The sequence below is a fragment of the Pseudomonas sp. NPDC089547 genome (assembly GCF_050280665.1).
Classification (GTDB): domain Bacteria; phylum Pseudomonadota; class Gammaproteobacteria; order Pseudomonadales; family Pseudomonadaceae; genus Aquipseudomonas.
On record NZ_JBNNVS010000072.1, the window covers coordinates 1 to 15,873 of the forward strand.

Here is a 15,873-nt window from a genome sequence, read left to right on the forward strand (position 1 = left end):
GATCCGCTGGAAGCAGGCCAACATGGGCTTCACCGATTTCGGCCTGGACTACGGCAACCCGGACTTCGTCAAGTACGCCGAAGCCTACGGTGCCACCGGCCACCGGGTGGAAAGCGCTGAAGCTTTGCTTCCATTGTTGGACCACTGCATTTCTACACCTGGGGTGCATGTAATCGATTGCCCAGTTGATTACAGCGAGAACGATCGCATCCTTAACGAAGAGCTGCGTACCCGCGCGCTAGAAGTGTAGTCCCCCCCATGAACCACTAAGGGTTAATTCTATTTGACCCTTAGTGCAACTTCTAACACTTCCTAACCCAGAGCCAACGCAATACAAATGGGATGCCGCTCATGCCAAGCCTTACCTATTCTCATAAGCTTGACCTCAAAGCAATGTCAGCATTTGAAGCGTCAGCGCGCCTAGGTGGATTCTCTAAAGCGGCAACCGAGCTGAAGGTCACCCCTGAAAGAGTAGCCGCGCTGGTCAGAAGTCTTGAAATTCAATACGGCGCAGAACTATTTGAGCGGCATACCTCAGGCGAAAAACTTACCCAGCTCGGCAAATGCATAAAGGCAGAGTTCATCGCCGCATTCGACGCGATCGAGCAGGCGGCCCAAAGCATCAGCAACAACTTCTTGCTTCAATCGAAAGAACAAGACCCCACCTGAGCATATAGGTAGACACCCAAGCGATACACATCAAGATGTAGCAACCTAACCTACCCCCGAAGTGTGGATATGTCTCTTTTAGGGGACACACCAAATAGCCGACTGTACTCACGGCTAAACTGTGACGGGCTTTCGTAGCCTACGGCATAGGCTGCCCGCGAGACTTCAAACTGTTCATTCAGCATGAGTCTTTTCGCCTCATTGAGCCGCAACCATTTTTGATATTGAAGAGGGCTCATTGCCGTTAATTGCCGAAAGTGCTGATGAAATGAAGTTGGGCTCATTAGAACTCCAGCTGCCAGATCCTCGACACGCATTGCCTGCTTATAATTGACCTTTAGCCAGTCAATCGCCTTGGCAATCCTATACCCCTGTCCGTCCACCGAGGTGATGTTGAGGAGCCGTGCCGACTGGTCACTCCTGAGCAACCAAAAATGGATTTCTTTCTGAATAAGAGGCCCTAATACGGGAATTGCTTCCGGATCACCCAAGAGTTCGACAAGGCGGGTTGCCGAGGTGAGAAGCCCTTGGGTCATCGATCCGATACCCACTCCATTGCTAATACGAGCCTCTCGCTTTCTGGGAGACACTCCCTGCGCGACCAGCTCAGCTAGCATCCGCACGTCGAGCTTCATGACCAAGCCGACGCAAGGCTCGTCTACGCTAGCCTGGAGTACCTCGGAGTAGGCAGGAAGGTCTAAGGACGTCACCAGGAAATGCTCAGGGTCGTAGGAGTAACCTTGTCCCCCGACCCACAACCTCTTTTCTCCACGAGCCACCAGAACGACACTTGGCTCGACCATGCAGACATCCGGTTCTGACGGAGCATCTCGTCGGAACAAAGTCAGCCCATGTATGGATGACGGCACCTCACCAACCAAACCAAGCTGAGCTTCGATAGCTTTTGCTAGTTTTTCAAAACAGTGGGAGTCGAAATCAGACATGGCGGTCAAATCCATCAGCAGTGGTACGTATGTATGCGTGAAGCTACCTTGAAGCAACCTTAACCGCCATCAAATTCAGCTGCACAAGTAGGATTAGGCAAGAATCTCGCTGAAATGCTCTAGAGCTGATTAGCAAAGTAGCGGAAAATTAATCAACTGGTACCTGACGATACCTTTCAATAAACAAGCACCTCTCAAGGTCATGGTTAGACTAGTGCCTTTCTGGCAAAAGCTCTGTCCGAACATGCCTGCGCATCATATTCCGCCCCTCCGCAATAGAAATCAGATCAACTACTGATTAAATTCCGCATCCTAGGACTCGCTTCGCTATGTCATCCATACCTCAATCCGCCACCGCCAAGCCTCAGGCCTGGGGTGCCGTCCTGGCTATGTCATTAGCTGCTTTCGCACTTGTTGCATCAGAGTTCATGCCCGTCAGCCTTCTGACACCGATCGCTAGCGACCTCCAGGTTACCGAAGGCCAGGCTGGTCTCGGCATCTCTGTATCAGGCCTCTTTGCACTGATCACCAGCTTATTCATTGCCGCTATCGCGGCACGCATGAACCGCAGGCCGTTGCTAATGGCTTTAACGATACTGATGATCACATCTGGATCAATTGTCGCACTTGCGTCGAACTATGCATGGTTCATGGTCGGGAGGGCTTTGATTGGTATAGCCATTGGCGGTTTTTGGTCGCTTTCGGCAGCAACTGCAATGCGCTTGGTTTCTGACGAAGACGTTCCGAGAGCGCTCGCAGTGGTGAATGGGGGAAATGCTCTCGCCACTGTCATTGCTGCCCCGCTGGGAAGCTACCTTGGGTCACTCATTGGGTGGAGAGGTGCTTTTTTCTGCGTGGTTCCGGTAGCAGCTTTGGCCACGGCATGGCTTTGGATAAGCCTTCCGAATATGCGGACAGAGAAGGTGAGAGTATCTAGCAGCCCCTTGAGGCTGCTACGAGATCCATCAATAGCCTGGGGAATGATGGCTGTAAGCATCTTCTTTATGGGGCAGTTTATGCTTTTCACTTACCTGCGCCCCTTCCTGGAAACTGTTACCCAAGTAGGTCCAGAAGGGCTGTCTATGATTTTGCTGAGCTTAGGGATTTCCGGACTGGTGGGGACATTCATCATAGAAACCTTCATTAAAAGGGCTTTCTATGGAACTCTGATAGCAATTCCATTGATCATGGCAATATTAGTGATAGCACTCATTACTTTCGGAAAATCATCAATAATAGCCGCCACTCTTCTTGCACTATGGGGATTAGTTGCGACCGCAGCGCCTGTTGCATGGTGGACTTGGCTAGCCCGCAGCCTACCAAATGACGCAGAAGCTGGCGGTGGCTTATTTGTTGCCATTGTCCAACTTGCGATTGCATTGGGAGCAACGATTGGCGGCATTGTGTTCGACATTCACACATATCGCGCAACGTTCGAATTAAGTGCATTAGTGTTGATTCTGGCATCGGTACTGGCGTATATCACATCCCGCCAAACCGTGAAACCTGACGTTTCAAGCCCTGTAGAATCTAACTTCTAGTTATGCAGCCTAGCTAAGAGCACCTTCTGTCATAGCTAAAACTATCATAGATAGACATACATGCTGCTCGTAATAAAGGTCTCTCGCTTGGCGGGCCTCAACGCGAAGCGACTCAATTCCCTCGGAGTCGCTTCCATTTTCAATTGCCGTACTCACGGCATCCAGCGCTCGTAGATAGCCCTGAAAAGCTAATTCAATATTGGCAAGCTGGGGTAGAAATACATGGGGGTAGAGAAATTGCATGGTAAGTCCCTCCGCCGAATCACATCTCCTCCCAGCAGCATAGCTTGATGCAAATATTTCGACGCCCATTACGACGAAGGGACGGTAGTCAACGGCCTATGACTGCGATCGAAAAATTCTCTATCTCACCCTACGCATGACCGAAAGCATACCGCCAATGACTACCAGCAATGCACCTATCACTAAATAGCTATCCAATATTTCCCCAAACCATATAACCCCGAGCAATGATGCGAACACCAGCAGGGAATAATTGAACGGCTGAAGTGTCACAGCGGATGCAAATTTTAATGCTTGAATAAGAAGCAGCTGGGCTGCAACTCCGGTAAATGACAGCACGATCATCAAAAGTAGATTAGATGGAGACGGCCATACCCACTGCGGCAACCCTATGAGGGTTGAAATGACTGCACCCCATAGCCCCATGTAGAGCATGTTCGTGGCAAAGCTGTCTGCTGTGCTGATCTTACGTGACAGAATGTTGAATGAGGCGAACATCAAAGCCGCCAACAATGGGATCAACGACGCAAAACTAAATACTCCTAAGCCTGGTTTGAGAATGATCAACGTGCCAGTGAATCCAATGAGCGCAGCCAGCCACTGCCAAGGGGCGACCCGCTCCCGCAGAAACAACCCAGCGAGGGCAAGCGTTATTAGAGGGAAGACAGCATATAGGGCATGCGTTTCAGCCAAGCCTAGATACCGCAACGCCAAACCAAAGACTGCGATCTCAAGAACCCCGAGCGATGACCTTCCTATTTGCAGCCACGGGTGAGCAGCTTTCAAGGCCAGCCTTATCCCTCCATTCAGCTGTGCGTATGCCAACCCAAAAAGCAAGAATACCCAGTAGCGCACCATCACCAACTGAGACACGGGCACCTCTTGCACCAGAAGTTTCGTGATTCCGTCCTGGGCGGCAAAAACGAACATAGAGAGTAAACAAAGGCCAATCCCAAATGCATCTCCTCTTTTACCCTCAAACGTCTTAATTTTGCCCACTACTGTGCTCATTGCTGTCACCGAAAAGATGGTTAGCCGAAGCGCCTGATCAGGCACCCCAAACTTCTTTAAAGACCCGCACCCAATTTTCGCCCATAATTTTCCTGACAATCCGCTCAGGATGACCGCGCTTCAGCAAAGTCTCGGTAAGGTTAGGGAACTCACCAACGGTCCGGATTCCCAAAGGATTAAGAATGGTGCCAAAGTTCGTAAGCCTTCTTGCATAACCTTTATCATGAGTGAGGTACTCAAAAAACTCTTGACCGTGGCCCTGGGTGAAATCTGTGCCAATCCCAATCGCATCCTCCCCCACGATATTCATGATATATTCGATAGCTTCAGCGAAATCATCAATAGTGGCATCGACACCTTTTGCGAGAAACGGTGTGAACATTGTGACGCCTACAAACCCACCGTGATCTGCAATGAATTTCAATTCTGCATCAGTCTTGTTACGAGGATGTTCCTTGAGGCCCATCGGCAGACAGTGCGAATAGGTAACTGGTTTTTTGGACTCAAGAATTACATCTTCACTTGTGCGTGAACCTACATGGGAGAGATCACACATAATCCCCACGCGATTCATTTCCGCAACAATCTCTCGACCGAACCCTGACAGTCCGCCGTCACGCTCATAACTCCCGGTACCAACGAGGTTCTGTGTGTTGTAGCACATCTGCACTATACCAACACCCAATTGCTTGAAAATTTCTACATATGCGATCTGATCTTCAAATGCGTGAGCATTCTGAAAACCAAAAATAATTCCTGTTTTACCAAGCTCTTTAGCTTTACTGATGTCCGCAGTAGTCCTAACCTGCATCACCAGATCGCTATTTTCCCTAATGAGCTTCTGACTTGCGCCTACGTTATCAATCGTCTTCTGAAAGCCCTCCCACACGGAAACCGTGCAGTTCGCAGCAGTCATACCGCCCTTTCGCATATCTTCAAACAGCTCACGATTCCACTTAGCGATAATTAATCCGTCAATGACAATGCTATCATCGTGCAGGTCACGTGCATTCATTTCACTTACCCTTGTCTTAATTCAAGATCGGTTTGGTGGCTATTGACGCCACCACTCTGGGCTTATACGCGCTGAGGCGCGGTATTAATTGAATGGTCCCTATCATCGTGCAGCGAGATCCTGGAGGTCTCTGGAAGAGATAACCCTCCGACTAACGCGAGCAGTGAAATCAGGACAAGATAAAAGGCGGGTGCGATACTGCTACCAGTTACATTGATAAGCCAAGTCGCCACCAATGGCGCAGTACCGCCAAAAAGCGTGTAGGCGACATTGTAGGTGATGGCTGATGCGGTATACCGCGTACGAGTAGGAAACGCCTCAGACAGTAGCGTAGCAGTCACGACCCCTGAGAAAACCGCCCCAATAGCCAGGAGAATCACACCAACAACGGCTGCTCCAACACTGCCTGAGCTTGCCAGCCAGTAGGCTGGGAATACACTAAGAATTACCCACAAACACGTGAAGCCTACAGTGCGACGTCGGCCAAATCGATCCGAGAAAGCTCCCGCAGCCGGGCAAGCTCCGGCCGCAAAAAGTAGAGCAATCGTTGAAACCATCAACGCTTGTGCCCGACTTAGATTGCCAACCAGCTGGAGATAGGTAGCGAAATACGTCGTGAACATGTAGAACGACAGCGCAGTAAGTGAAATGAAGGCACCAAGCTTCGCCATTGTCCCACCGTGCTGCTTCAGCGTTTCTTTCAAGGGAGAATGCTCGCTAGCCTCCTTTCCACACATTGCTTGTTGAAACGTCGGTGTCTCCTCCATCCGCCAGCGCAGATAGAGCCCAACCACTCCCAACGGAGCAGCCACCAGGAATGGAACCCTCCACCCCCATTGACTCATCGCCTCCTCAGGTAAGCTTGCATTCAATAGGTAAGCCATAACGGCAGCAGAGGCGAAGGCCGCAAAAGTCGATACTGGGATAAAACTCCCGTACCAGCCTCTTTTATCGTTTGGCGAATGCTCCATCAGGTAAGCACATGCTCCCGCATATTCCCCACCAGCAGAGAAACCCTGTACGCAACGAGTTAACGTCAACAATATTGGAGCTAGAATACCTATGCTTTCATATGTCGGCAGCAGTCCGATAACTGTGGTAGATGCTGCCATCATGAGCACTGTCATCGACAATACACGCTTACGGCCTAGCCGATCACCCAACCCACCGAAGACAATGCCACCCAGCGGCCTTAGAGCAAAAGCAACTGCAAAAACTGCGAATGTTTGCAGCAGTGCTGCATTAGGGTCGCTACTTGTAAAAAACTGCTTCGCAATTACGGTAGCGAGAAATCCATACACCGCAAAATCAAACCACTCGACAAAATTGCCAACCGCCGCAGCAGCAGTGACTTTTCTCAGCACCGCAGGCGATACAGAATAGGCTTTACTCATTCCCATTAGACTCCTGATTTATTGTATTTTTTGCACTCTCGTGCTCTACGGGCAGTCAATGAAACACAAAGATTTTATAGGAATTAACTAGGCGACAGCTCAGCGCCTCGAAACGAATAGCATTTCGCGTGGATTGCTATGAAATTTCTAAATTTACTGTGTTTGAACTCATGTTGGTGTCATCATAGTAATAGGCTACGTAGAGGTCTAGGTATCGCGATCACCTAGGTGATCGCTCCAGCCCTCAGTACCACTCAACTGGTAGCCCCTAGGAGGGACCGGATGCACCATGAGAAGCCAGGCTTAGATTCAGATTTTTTGCTACACCATCTGCCGGTAGCAGTGATCATTGCGGAGAATCGTATGATCCTGAAGTGCAATGCGAGGGCGCTGGAGCTTTTCCGAGCATCGGAGGAGCAGATAGCAGGGGCTTCCTTCGCGGTCCTCTACCCAGAGCTGAAGGATTTCCAGTCGGCCGCGGAGCATTTCGGGCCCCTCCTCTCACGCCATGCCAATTTCCATGACGATCGGATCATGCGCCGTTTGGATGGGACCCATTTTTGGGTAACAGTCCGGGGTTACGGGTTCAATGAGGAAAACCCTTACGAGCTAGCAGCCTGGGTATTTACAGAGGTGGATGCCGAAGGCGACATGACTGTCAGGGAAAAAATCAACCTGACAGGACGGGAGAGGGATGTCGCTGCATTGCTTGTAGATGGATTGACAAGCAAAGAGGCCGCGAAAAAGCTCGGCATAAGTCCGAGAACCGTAGACATCCATCGTTGCAGTCTTCTAAAAAAGTACGGAGTAAAAACAACAAGCGATTTAATAAAGCGACTAGCTAACTAGTTCACTTAGACGATCAAGCCCTTGCCTAAGATCGCGCTTTAAATCTGACATATCTTCTAAACCAACCTGTAACCTTAAGCACAGGCCTTTAGGCTTCCACGAAGTGACAGTCCTTTTCCCTACACCATCGAAAGGTATGATAAGGCTTTCAAACCCACCCCAAGAATAGCCCATCCCAAAAATCGACATATGATTTAACATAAATTCGAGATTTTTCTTTTTGAATTCGGGCTTAAGAACAACTGAAAAAAGTCCAGTAGAGCCTAAATAATCGCGTTTCCACAGAGCATGCCCTGGGCAAGACTCGAATGCGGGGTGTAAAACCTGATCAATCTCGGGCTGTTCTGACATCCAATTCGCCAGTTCCATCCCACGGGCTTGCGCCTCTCTCAAGCGTAGATCTAACGTCCTCAACCCTCTCAAGGCAAGAAAGCAATCCTCAGCGCCCGGCAGCATTGCCATCGCATCGTACGTTGCTCGCAAGGCAGGCCACGTTGAAGCATTTGCGCTGACCATCCCCATGAGGAGATCAGAGTGGCCACCAAGGTACTTGGTGCCAGCCTCTACAACAATGTCACAACCGTGCTCATGCGCTCGAAAAAACAGCGGTGTAGCCCAGGTGTTGTCGATAATAGTTTTGGCGCCGTAACGTTTAGCAATTGCAGTAATCGCCGGGACGTCCTGAATCTCGAAGGTAAGCGACCCCGGTGACTCAAGAAATATTGTAGACGTATTACTTCTAAGTAGAGACTCTATCTCCGCACCAATCATAGGGTCGTAGTAGCTAATCTCTATACCAAATTTTTTAATCAAGTTATCGCAAAGACCACGAGTGGGGTGATACGCACTATCTGGTATCAACACATGATCACCTGCCTTCAGAGTAGTAAAAAAGGCTAGTGCCAGAGCACCGAGGCCAGATGGAGAGATCACAGTCCCTTCCGCTCCAGATATACTACTCCAAGCGTCCTCTAAGCTCTTTATTGTAGGTGTACCGAATGTACCGTATGGAAACGGAGCATTGAAAGCCTGTAAATCCTCTACGGTTTTGAACACTACTGTCGAACCTCTGTAAACCGGCATGTTTACAAAGCCCATTTGAATGTCATGATCCCTACCCAAGCGGGTGAGTTGGGTAGCAACCTTGAAGTCATTTCTTACATTTTTCATTTTTTTATCCTCGGCAGAGGGCACCCAAAAAGCATGCCCACCTCAGTCATACGCCTCTATACATTACGGACCTAAATTGTGTACTGTATTGACAGAAACAGTTGAACGATGGACACAAAATGGGAAACTCTCAAGCTCTCACCAAACTGAACCATCTAAACGCATTGCGCGCCTTTGAGTCAGTATCTCGACATCACAGCTTTACTCTTGCGGCAGAAGAGCTTGGTGTCACCACGGCTGCTGTGAGCCAGCTCATCCGCAGCCTGGAACATGCGCTGGGAGTCACCCTCTTCAACCGCCAGAAGGGGCGTACTGGTCAACTAGAATTATCAGATGCGGGAAGAATTGCCCTTCCTGACATCCGAACAGGCTTTGACTATCTGCGCTCAGGACTTACCAGTATCCAACGGATTGGTGATGCTTCTCAGATCAATATTGCAGTCAGTCCTGCCTTTGCATCTAAGTGGTTGCTTCCGCGCCTAGAATATTTTCGGAAGTTATTTCCAAGCGCTGAAATTCAAATCCAGACCAACCCTGGTATTGACGATTTTGTGCTCAACAGCATTGATTTAGGTATACGCTACGGCTTAGGCGAATGGGACAATTTGACATCCGAGCGCCTGATGGAAGAACAATTGCTACTCGTTTGCGCTCCTTCATACTTGGAAAATCATCAAGAAGAGATAAATTCAAAAAACTTCACAAAATTAACTCTACTTCACGATACATCGCTGAGAGGTACAAACGTCATTCCAGAATGGGCAGACCTAGCCATCTCAAACGGTATACTGCTGTCCGACACAACGCCCAGCATCAAAATCAATAGTCCGGACTCTGTATTACAAGCCTGCATCGATGGGCAGGGAGTCGCTTTAGCGAGAAGCGTGCTCGCATCTCAAGATATTCTATCTGGGAAGCTGGTTCGGCTCAGAATAATTGAGCCTATACAAATGGATACAGCGTATTACGTGGTTTACCGCTCTGGCTTCGAGAAGCTACCCAAAGTCAAACATTTTTGTGAATGGCTAAAGCAGCAAGTAAATCTAGATATTTGAAGGTCCTGGCGCGGTAGTATTGGCCAGGACCTCACAATATTACTGCCCTGCTTGAACCTTCTTAACATGCTCAGCAGTAATAGCCTTTCCACCAATACCCCAGCTGCCGCTCTTCACTTCTTCAAAAACCACCCAGGTAATCTCACGCATGTTTTCGCCTTCAACGGAGACCATCGCATCGGTAACCTTCTGAATAGCTTCTTGCTTCTGCGCCTCAGTGAAAACACCTTCAATACCTTTAATCACGACAAATGGCATAATCTTAATCCTGAAAGAAAAATTAATGTTTGGCTCGCCACTGGGATACTGCTCCCAGCAAAGCCAGAAATCCAAACATATTTTCTTAACCATGATTTAGATAATCTTAAGACACACTCATCGCTAACAACGTCCTAATCACTCATTACAAGATCTTTGGAATGCTTCATGTAACGACGCAGGACTTTTAAACTCATCACGATCAAGTACGTCCCGAGCCGCTTCATACTCTAGACCTTGGACAGTCGTAAAGCATGCTGGACCCATCCTTAGAGTTTGACCACCTCTTTATGGGGAGGAACAGTTCGATATTCAGAGTCATAGTCTCTTTTAGCTTGGAGGTGGTATTTACAACGCTAGCAGCCCGGAGATAAAGGAATGACAGTCTTCTGACTACATACCTGGATAGGGATCTATACGATATTCTGCCAAAAGATCGTCGACGGCCCCACAAATCCTAGACTCATATATCATTTCTAGATCAGTGAATGTTAGAGCAACAGCGACTTTCATAGCATCCAATTTAAGCTCAGCGGGATCAAAAGGCCAGACCTGTATCCGTACAACTGAGCTATCTGTGAAGTGAAAACTCTCAACCTCCTTAAGCCCACCTTTAATGCGCATCCACTCTTCTAATGCTACGCCGTAGCTGCGCTGAGCATGATCACCCATCATTGTGTATTCGGAGAGAAAGCTATCTGCCACCAACACAAGCCCACTGGTGTCAATACCACGAACAAAATGATCCGACAATCTCGGACTTGATACTAAAGCTCTGAGATATCGAATTGGATGTGGCGCATCATGCTCCTCTAAGTACTCCTTCACTTTATTTATAAGATTGGAATCATTAGCCATCAGTTGATTCGGACACTCAAACATATATCACCTCGTTATTTTATAAGATAAATTCCGCCGACAGCAAAACGAACGGCATGTGGTTCACCACAGATCTTGGCCTGCGTTATGAACTGGCGATAACAAATCCGCTAAAAGCGGCCCGCGCTACTCACTGAGGTAGGATTGCAAACGGTCGAAGTCTTCAGCAGTTGTCATGTCAATTGGTCTTTTTCCATTTAACTCATCATTCCTTCCACTAAGCCAGTTGGCTGCTTTCGCGAAATCGCCCGGAAAAAGCCGTGCCGCAGTTGCGATGATGGCCTCCATCCTCAATGTTACTTGAGTCTGCTCCTCATTCAGAGCGGCGAAGACATGCGCATCAACTTCGTAGATTACTTCTCCAGATCGCCGCTCCCAGGAACCGTCTTTCTCATCAGAGAAAAGAAAAACCGGACCATCACGATCAATTGTATAAATGTAATTGATATTCATAAAACCTGGGTACGGCTTGTCAATCTCTTCAATTCTCAACAGAAGATTAATATCCCAGTGCGCGGTTTTATTCACGTGAGGAGGAGACACAAGATATATATCCCCAATACTGCCATGCTTTGACTTAGAGGAAAGCAACAACTGAAGCTCAGCTATATGCCCTATGAATAGCATGACTTCGCTGACAGGCTCGTCATCGACCCACTCGATTCGCGTAACGTAGAAAAATTCGCTATTCTGCGATAAAAATACAAAACGCCACTCCATTGATTCATTACTACCAAGAACAGATGCAACTCGCGCAGCCGGAATTGTATGAAGCATATAGCCTCCAACTCAATCAATGTGACGATCCAAGGCATCTCTGCAACCAGCACACAGACATTTCACCCACCCACCGGTTGTCTTAAGCATACTTCCACGCGAACCGCAAACCTCACAAGTTATCACTGAGACCGCCACTGCCATATCTACGAGCCCCCTGATATAGTCGTCACCACCATTGAGGGTTATGCTCAGCGCACCAAACTTTTCTTTTACTCGTTGAAACACGACTTGTTCGACACCACACTCATCCACCCGCGCTTGAGCTTTCTTGCATAGAGATATGAGCAGCGGATGCCATCCCGGCCCACATTCAATTCCCCAGTATGGGACCCCAACCGGGTTTGATCGAGAACGCGCGAAGAGCGCCGGATAATTAAATAAAAACTCTTCCGTAGGGTTTGCCATATTTACTCCCACCATCTCCACGCCATGAAAGCGAAGATTTTCCTGGATCAAAGCTTCGTCATCCGAGGTCAAGAAACTCAAACTTCGGGGCCACACCACAAGTAGAAACGCTTGCAACCGGAATCATAGTTCCTGTTCCTGCTTTCATGCAACGTGTTGAATGCTGCCTTTTGGGCACACGATTCATGACCTACAGTGAGGCATTTGGGGCCGTATTCCGTCGCTTGCGGCTCCAACGGGGGCTTACGCAGGAGGACTTCCAGATCGCAGCGAGCGACCGGTACATTCGCAACCTAGAGAAAGGGAAGCAGTCGCCGACCCTTGAGATGGTTAGCGAGATCTGCTCCGTGTTGGACATCAATCCGGTGACGTTGGTGAGCCTGGTACAGGCTGAGTTCACAGGTGAGGAAGCGTCCTCAACGATCAAAAGAGCGGTACTTGAGCTTTCTTCACTCGATCAAGAATAAGCACCCTCCTGCCCCAGCTCTAATGCCCCAATTTATTGATTAATAAAAGAAATCAGAACACATCCTGCACATGCTGTTTTGTTCGCGAGGTGCTTGCGCTACCGTCTCCAGCATCACGTGGCCGTCTTCAATCTGGGCCATCGCCAGCTGTAAATCTTTGAGCGCCAGCTCACCCTCCACCTCAACTTCGACATCAGGAAATACCCGGTCGGGATGGATCGAAATCCTTTCGCATTGTGTGCAATCCAGGACTGCCAGGAGCAGCACAACGTCAGCCAAGCATTCAGATCGGAAGGAAATGATCACGCCTACCCTCCTCTTGATCTTTGTGGATAAACTGTTCAGCACCTTTGCATGTCCATCTCACATGGCAAAAAATGGACATTGAAAATATTTCTCTAAGTCGTTGTTTTTGCTGAGTCAGCATGTCCATGTACCCCCTTTACACTCACTAATACAGAACTTTGACAAGACCATCGTCTCCATCCCTACCTGGCGCCTGATGAGCGAGTCGTTCCGCAACTATCGCGGCATGCAGCAGTCCGGCGGCCGGCGGATCAAGCGCAGCCTGTTCATCGACGCTGCCGGTGTGCGCTTCCTTACCCGCGAAGAAGAGCAGCGCCTGACCCAGGTGAGCCTGCTGGGCGATTACCTGGCCGGCAAACGTCAGGAACTGCAAAGCTGGAACGAAGCCCTGGGCCCGGTGGCCGAGCTGTCGGCCAACCGCCGCAAGCTGACCAATATCGGTACCTTCCGCGCGTTTGCACTGGCCTACCTGAAAAACCACCCCAACGTGCACCCGAACATGACCTGCATGGTGCGGCAGATGCAGACCACCGCCGAAGGGGTGCCACTGGAGATCTACTGCTTTACCACTACCACGGTGTGGGCGGACTATGAGCGGATTCAGGGGGATATTTTCGACTACCTGCTGGCGGTATTGCCGGAGTTTGGCTTGAGCCTGTATCAGCAGCCGAGTGGCAATGACATGCGGGCGGGCTTGAGCGGGCGTGTGGCGCAAGAACCTGTGCCGCGTCGGCTGGAAGAGATGAGCGAGGCTTGAGATTGCCGGGGCTGCTTTGCAGCCCATTCGCAGCACAAGGCTGCTCCTACAGGAGGTATGCGTTCCCTTTAGGAGCAGCCTTGTGCTGCGAATGGGGCGCAAAGCGCCCCTCGGTCAACCGGCGTAACCCAGCAGGTACAACAACCCGGTCAAGGTCACCAGCGACGCCACGGTCGACAACAGGATCGTCCGCGATATCAGCCCCGCCTCACGGTTGTAGTACTCCGCCAGCATGAACGGCCCGGTCCCGGTCGGCAGTGCCGCCAACAGCACCGCCGACGCCGCCCACATGGTCGGCAAGCTGAACACCTTGAACGCCAGCACCCAGGTCAGCGCGGGCTGCCCTACCAGCTTCAAGACCACCAACGGCCACGGGCTGGCCTGCGACCCTGTACGTTTTTCAGCCAGAAATGCGCCCAGCGATATCAGCGCACAAGGCGTGGTCGCCAGCGCCAGCATGTCGAGAAAGTGCATCACCGGTTCCGCCAGACCCAACCCGGACACCGCCCAGGCAGCACCTGCCAGTGGCGAAATCACCAACGGGTTTTTCGCCAGCGCCTTGCCCACCACCACGATGGCACGGCCGACATGACGTTCTTCCTGCAACCCGATCTCGATCAGCGTCAGTGAAATGGCGAACACAAGGCACACCACGATCAACGACGAGATCAGCGCCGGCTGCAAGCCCGCCTGACCAAACAGCAGCAGGCACAACGGGATGCCGATGTAGCCTGTGTTGGCATACCCCGCACTTAGCCCGTCGATGCTCGATGCCACCAGGCCATGACCGCTATATAGCCGCCACGCCAGCGTGACCACGAATATCGCCAGGGCGCCGGCACCAAAAGCCACGATGAACCCCGGGTGCCAGATCTCGCTCCAGGTGGCGGTGGCAGTCACCTTGAACAACAAGGCCGGCAGGCACAGCCAGACCACCATCTTGTTGATTTCGGCAGCGGCCTTGTCGCCCAGCTTGTTGGTCTTGCGGCACAGGAACCCGACCAGGATCAGGGCAAAGATCGGCGCGACGATGACGAAGATGGTGTGCATGTCAGGCCTTGTCGACCAGCGGTGCCTGGTGCCGCGCACCCAGGCGGCTCAACCATACCGACGCCAGGATGATCCCGCCGCCGATGAACAGCCGCCCCAAAGGCTCATGCTGGTTCCAGATCAGCAGGTTTAGCAACAGCCCCACCGGCACATGCAGGTTGTTCATCACCGCCAGCGTACCGCCCGAAACCAGGCATGCGCCCTTGTTCCACCAGTACAGGCCCAACGCCGTCGGGCACAAACCCAGGAACAGCAACACCAGCCATTGCACATTTGTGCTCGGCAGGTGCTGGGCATTGCCGAACAGCAGGAAGGCCGGCAGCACCACCAGCAAGGCGCCCAGGTAGAAATAGCCAAAGCGGGCGTAGTGCGGCAGGTCGCTGGGGTTGCGGGCGACCAGGTGGCGGTACAGCACCTGGCCGGCGGCGTAGGTGAAGTTGGCCAGTTGCAGCAGCAGGAAACCGATGAAGAACTCACCGCTGATGCTGTCGAAGCGGATCACCGCCGCACCGGCCACGGCCACCAGCGCGGCCAGCAACGCCCAGGGGTTGAAGCGCCGGTTCATGGCGTCTTCGATCAGCGTTACATGCAGTGGCGTGAGAATGGTGAACAGCAGCACTTCCGGCACGGTGAGCACGCGAAAGCTCAGGTACAGGCAGACGTAGGTGATGCCGTACTGCAGCGCGCCGATCAGCAGCATCGAGCGCATGAAGCGCGGCTCGACCTGGCGCCAGCGGGTCAACGGCAGGAACACCAGGCCAGCCAGCACTACCCGTGCGAGCACGGCGAAGTAGCTGTCGACGTGCCCGGCCAGGTACTCGCCGATCAGGCTGAAGGAAAACGCCTGGATCAGCGCGACGATTATCAGGTAGCCCATGGTTGCCTCTCGTGAATCAAGGCCGCGACCTTAGCGGGTTGCGGCGAATGAGTTCAACCATGAGGAATGTAGGGACGGGTGGGAATGCCGTCAGTGTAGGAGCGGCCTTGTGTCGCGAAAGGGGTGCGAAGCGCCCCCAGAATTTCAGCTTCGCCGCAGATATTGCCGGGGCCGCTTTGCGGCCCTTTCGCGACACAAGGCCG

General features: G+C 51.1%; 18 protein-coding genes and 1 pseudogene. 7 read left to right on the forward strand and 12 right to left on the reverse strand.

Translation table 11 applies throughout. The annotated features are described in order from the left end of the window. A partial coding sequence (locus ACQKPZ_RS26615) for a thiamine pyrophosphate-dependent enzyme (protein WP_427543980.1) occupies positions 1 to 250 on the forward strand: 250 nt, incomplete at its 5' end. A gap of 101 nt (positions 251 to 351) precedes the next feature. Beyond that, positions 352 to 669 carry a LysR family transcriptional regulator gene (locus tag ACQKPZ_RS26620; RefSeq protein WP_427543983.1) on the forward strand — a complete coding sequence of 106 codons (318 nt, stop codon included), beginning with the start codon at positions 352 to 354 and terminating at the stop codon, positions 667 to 669. A 50-nt stretch (positions 670 to 719) separates the two neighbouring features. Here ACQKPZ_RS26620 and ACQKPZ_RS26625 read toward each other — a convergent pair whose 3' ends face one another. Continuing rightward, positions 720 to 1,613 carry an AraC family transcriptional regulator gene (locus ACQKPZ_RS26625; RefSeq protein ID WP_427543986.1) on the reverse strand — a complete coding sequence of 298 codons (894 nt, stop codon included), beginning with the start codon at positions 1,611 to 1,613 and terminating at the stop codon, positions 720 to 722. A gap of 329 nt (positions 1,614 to 1,942) precedes the next feature. Between ACQKPZ_RS26625 and ACQKPZ_RS26630 the strand changes: the two genes are divergently transcribed. After that, a complete protein-coding gene (locus tag ACQKPZ_RS26630; protein WP_427543989.1) occupies positions 1,943 to 3,154 on the forward strand; it encodes an MFS transporter in 1,212 nt (403 codons plus the stop codon). A gap of 9 nt (positions 3,155 to 3,163) precedes the next feature. On the opposite strand, the gene ACQKPZ_RS26635 is transcribed toward ACQKPZ_RS26630, so the two are convergent. The 4 genes from ACQKPZ_RS26635 to ACQKPZ_RS26650 form a co-directional block, all read right to left on the reverse strand. Beyond that, on the reverse strand, positions 3,164 to 3,397 hold the full coding sequence (locus ACQKPZ_RS26635; RefSeq protein ID WP_427543992.1) for a hypothetical protein: 234 nt from the start codon (positions 3,395 to 3,397) through the stop codon (positions 3,164 to 3,166). A gap of 120 nt (positions 3,398 to 3,517) precedes the next feature. Beyond that, entirely contained in the window at positions 3,518 to 4,408 is an 891-nt protein-coding gene (locus ACQKPZ_RS26640) for a DMT family transporter (protein ID WP_427543995.1), read from the reverse strand. A 37-nt stretch (positions 4,409 to 4,445) separates the two neighbouring features. Continuing rightward, positions 4,446 to 5,423 (reverse strand): dipeptidase, encoded by a 978-nt coding sequence (locus ACQKPZ_RS26645; protein ID WP_427543998.1) that lies wholly within the window; start codon positions 5,421 to 5,423, stop codon positions 4,446 to 4,448. A 62-nt stretch (positions 5,424 to 5,485) separates the two neighbouring features. Beyond that, the gene (locus ACQKPZ_RS26650; protein WP_427544001.1) at positions 5,486 to 6,817 is read right to left on the reverse strand and encodes an MFS transporter; all 1,332 of its coding nucleotides are present in this window, start codon (positions 6,815 to 6,817) and stop codon (positions 5,486 to 5,488) included. Between the two features lie 282 nt (positions 6,818 to 7,099). On the opposite strand from ACQKPZ_RS26650, the gene ACQKPZ_RS26655 reads away from it, so the two are divergent. Continuing rightward, positions 7,100 to 7,666 (forward strand): LuxR C-terminal-related transcriptional regulator, encoded by a 567-nt coding sequence (locus tag ACQKPZ_RS26655; RefSeq protein WP_427544004.1) that lies wholly within the window; start codon positions 7,100 to 7,102, stop codon positions 7,664 to 7,666. Here ACQKPZ_RS26655 and metC read toward each other — a convergent pair. After that, positions 7,655 to 8,836, reverse strand: a complete 1,182-nt coding sequence (gene metC, locus ACQKPZ_RS26660; RefSeq protein WP_427544007.1) for a cystathionine beta-lyase — start codon at positions 8,834 to 8,836, stop codon at positions 7,655 to 7,657. The two genes, ACQKPZ_RS26655 and metC, sit on opposite strands and share 12 nt — an antisense overlap. 119 nt (positions 8,837 to 8,955) lie before the next feature. Here metC and ACQKPZ_RS26665 point away from each other — a divergent pair, with 119 nt between their 5' ends. Further along, positions 8,956 to 9,891 (forward strand): LysR substrate-binding domain-containing protein, encoded by a 936-nt coding sequence (locus ACQKPZ_RS26665; RefSeq protein ID WP_427544010.1) that lies wholly within the window; start codon positions 8,956 to 8,958, stop codon positions 9,889 to 9,891. Between the two features lie 39 nt (positions 9,892 to 9,930). On the opposite strand, the gene ACQKPZ_RS26670 is transcribed toward ACQKPZ_RS26665, so the two are convergent. From ACQKPZ_RS26670 to ACQKPZ_RS26680, 3 genes are all read right to left on the reverse strand, one after another. Then, positions 9,931 to 10,149: a tautomerase family protein gene (locus ACQKPZ_RS26670; protein ID WP_427544030.1), complete on the reverse strand. Its 219-nt coding sequence runs from the start codon at positions 10,147 to 10,149 to the stop codon at positions 9,931 to 9,933. 393 nt (positions 10,150 to 10,542) lie between these two features. Continuing rightward, on the reverse strand, positions 10,543 to 11,007 hold the full coding sequence (locus tag ACQKPZ_RS26675) for a hypothetical protein (protein WP_427544013.1): 465 nt from the start codon (positions 11,005 to 11,007) through the stop codon (positions 10,543 to 10,545). A gap of 147 nt (positions 11,008 to 11,154) precedes the next feature. Then, positions 11,155 to 11,805 carry a hypothetical protein gene (locus ACQKPZ_RS26680; protein WP_427544016.1) on the reverse strand — a complete coding sequence of 217 codons (651 nt, stop codon included), beginning with the start codon at positions 11,803 to 11,805 and terminating at the stop codon, positions 11,155 to 11,157. 593 nt (positions 11,806 to 12,398) lie between these two features. On the opposite strand from ACQKPZ_RS26680, the gene ACQKPZ_RS26685 reads away from it, so the two are divergent. Then, positions 12,399 to 12,680, forward strand: a complete 282-nt coding sequence (locus ACQKPZ_RS26685; RefSeq protein ID WP_427544018.1) for a helix-turn-helix domain-containing protein — start codon at positions 12,399 to 12,401, stop codon at positions 12,678 to 12,680. Positions 12,681 to 12,719: 39 nt separating this feature from the next. Here the strand turns inward: ACQKPZ_RS26685 and ACQKPZ_RS26690 are convergent, their stop codons facing one another. Beyond that, positions 12,720 to 12,986: a hypothetical protein gene (locus ACQKPZ_RS26690; RefSeq protein WP_427544021.1), complete on the reverse strand. Its 267-nt coding sequence runs from the start codon at positions 12,984 to 12,986 to the stop codon at positions 12,720 to 12,722. Between the two features lie 136 nt (positions 12,987 to 13,122). Between ACQKPZ_RS26690 and ACQKPZ_RS26695 the strand changes: the two are divergent. Then, positions 13,123 to 13,743: pseudogene (locus ACQKPZ_RS26695) on the forward strand (mechanosensitive ion channel family protein); the annotation flags it as partial. Positions 13,744 to 13,857: 114 nt separating this feature from the next. Here the strand turns inward: ACQKPZ_RS26695 and ACQKPZ_RS26700 are convergent. Next, on the reverse strand, positions 13,858 to 14,793 hold the full coding sequence (locus tag ACQKPZ_RS26700) for an AEC family transporter (protein ID WP_427544024.1): 936 nt from the start codon (positions 14,791 to 14,793) through the stop codon (positions 13,858 to 13,860). Between the two features lies 1 nt (position 14,794). Next, positions 14,795 to 15,670 (reverse strand): carboxylate/amino acid/amine transporter, encoded by an 876-nt coding sequence (locus ACQKPZ_RS26705; RefSeq protein WP_427544027.1) that lies wholly within the window; start codon positions 15,668 to 15,670, stop codon positions 14,795 to 14,797. Positions 15,671 to 15,873 lie beyond the last annotated feature (203 nt).

Excerpts from the sequence above, each read along its gene's own strand:
- ACQKPZ_RS26620 (WP_427543983.1), top strand. The coding sequence starts at position 352 with ATGCCAAGCCTTACCTATTCTCATAAGCTTGACCTCAAAGCAATGTCA.
- ACQKPZ_RS26625 (WP_427543986.1), bottom strand. The coding sequence starts at position 1,613 with ATGTCTGATTTCGACTCCCACTGTTTTGAAAAACTAGCAAAAGCTATC.
- ACQKPZ_RS26630 (WP_427543989.1), top strand. The coding sequence starts at position 1,943 with ATGTCATCCATACCTCAATCCGCCACCGCCAAGCCTCAGGCCTGGGGT.
- ACQKPZ_RS26635 (WP_427543992.1), bottom strand. The coding sequence starts at position 3,397 with ATGCAATTTCTCTACCCCCATGTATTTCTACCCCAGCTTGCCAATATT.
- ACQKPZ_RS26640 (WP_427543995.1), bottom strand. The coding sequence starts at position 4,408 with ATGAGCACAGTAGTGGGCAAAATTAAGACGTTTGAGGGTAAAAGAGGA.
- ACQKPZ_RS26645 (WP_427543998.1), bottom strand. The coding sequence starts at position 5,423 with ATGAATGCACGTGACCTGCACGATGATAGCATTGTCATTGACGGATTA.
- ACQKPZ_RS26650 (WP_427544001.1), bottom strand. The coding sequence starts at position 6,817 with ATGAGTAAAGCCTATTCTGTATCGCCTGCGGTGCTGAGAAAAGTCACT.
- ACQKPZ_RS26655 (WP_427544004.1), top strand. The coding sequence starts at position 7,100 with ATGCACCATGAGAAGCCAGGCTTAGATTCAGATTTTTTGCTACACCAT.
- metC (WP_427544007.1), bottom strand. The coding sequence starts at position 8,836 with ATGAAAAATGTAAGAAATGACTTCAAGGTTGCTACCCAACTCACCCGC.
- ACQKPZ_RS26665 (WP_427544010.1), top strand. The coding sequence starts at position 8,956 with ATGGGAAACTCTCAAGCTCTCACCAAACTGAACCATCTAAACGCATTG.
- ACQKPZ_RS26670 (WP_427544030.1), bottom strand. The coding sequence starts at position 10,149 with ATGCCATTTGTCGTGATTAAAGGTATTGAAGGTGTTTTCACTGAGGCG.
- ACQKPZ_RS26675 (WP_427544013.1), bottom strand. The coding sequence starts at position 11,007 with ATGGCTAATGATTCCAATCTTATAAATAAAGTGAAGGAGTACTTAGAG.
- ACQKPZ_RS26680 (WP_427544016.1), bottom strand. The coding sequence starts at position 11,805 with ATGCTTCATACAATTCCGGCTGCGCGAGTTGCATCTGTTCTTGGTAGT.
- ACQKPZ_RS26685 (WP_427544018.1), top strand. The coding sequence starts at position 12,399 with ATGACCTACAGTGAGGCATTTGGGGCCGTATTCCGTCGCTTGCGGCTC.
- ACQKPZ_RS26700 (WP_427544024.1), bottom strand. The coding sequence starts at position 14,793 with ATGCACACCATCTTCGTCATCGTCGCGCCGATCTTTGCCCTGATCCTG.
- ACQKPZ_RS26705 (WP_427544027.1), bottom strand. The coding sequence starts at position 15,670 with ATGGGCTACCTGATAATCGTCGCGCTGATCCAGGCGTTTTCCTTCAGC.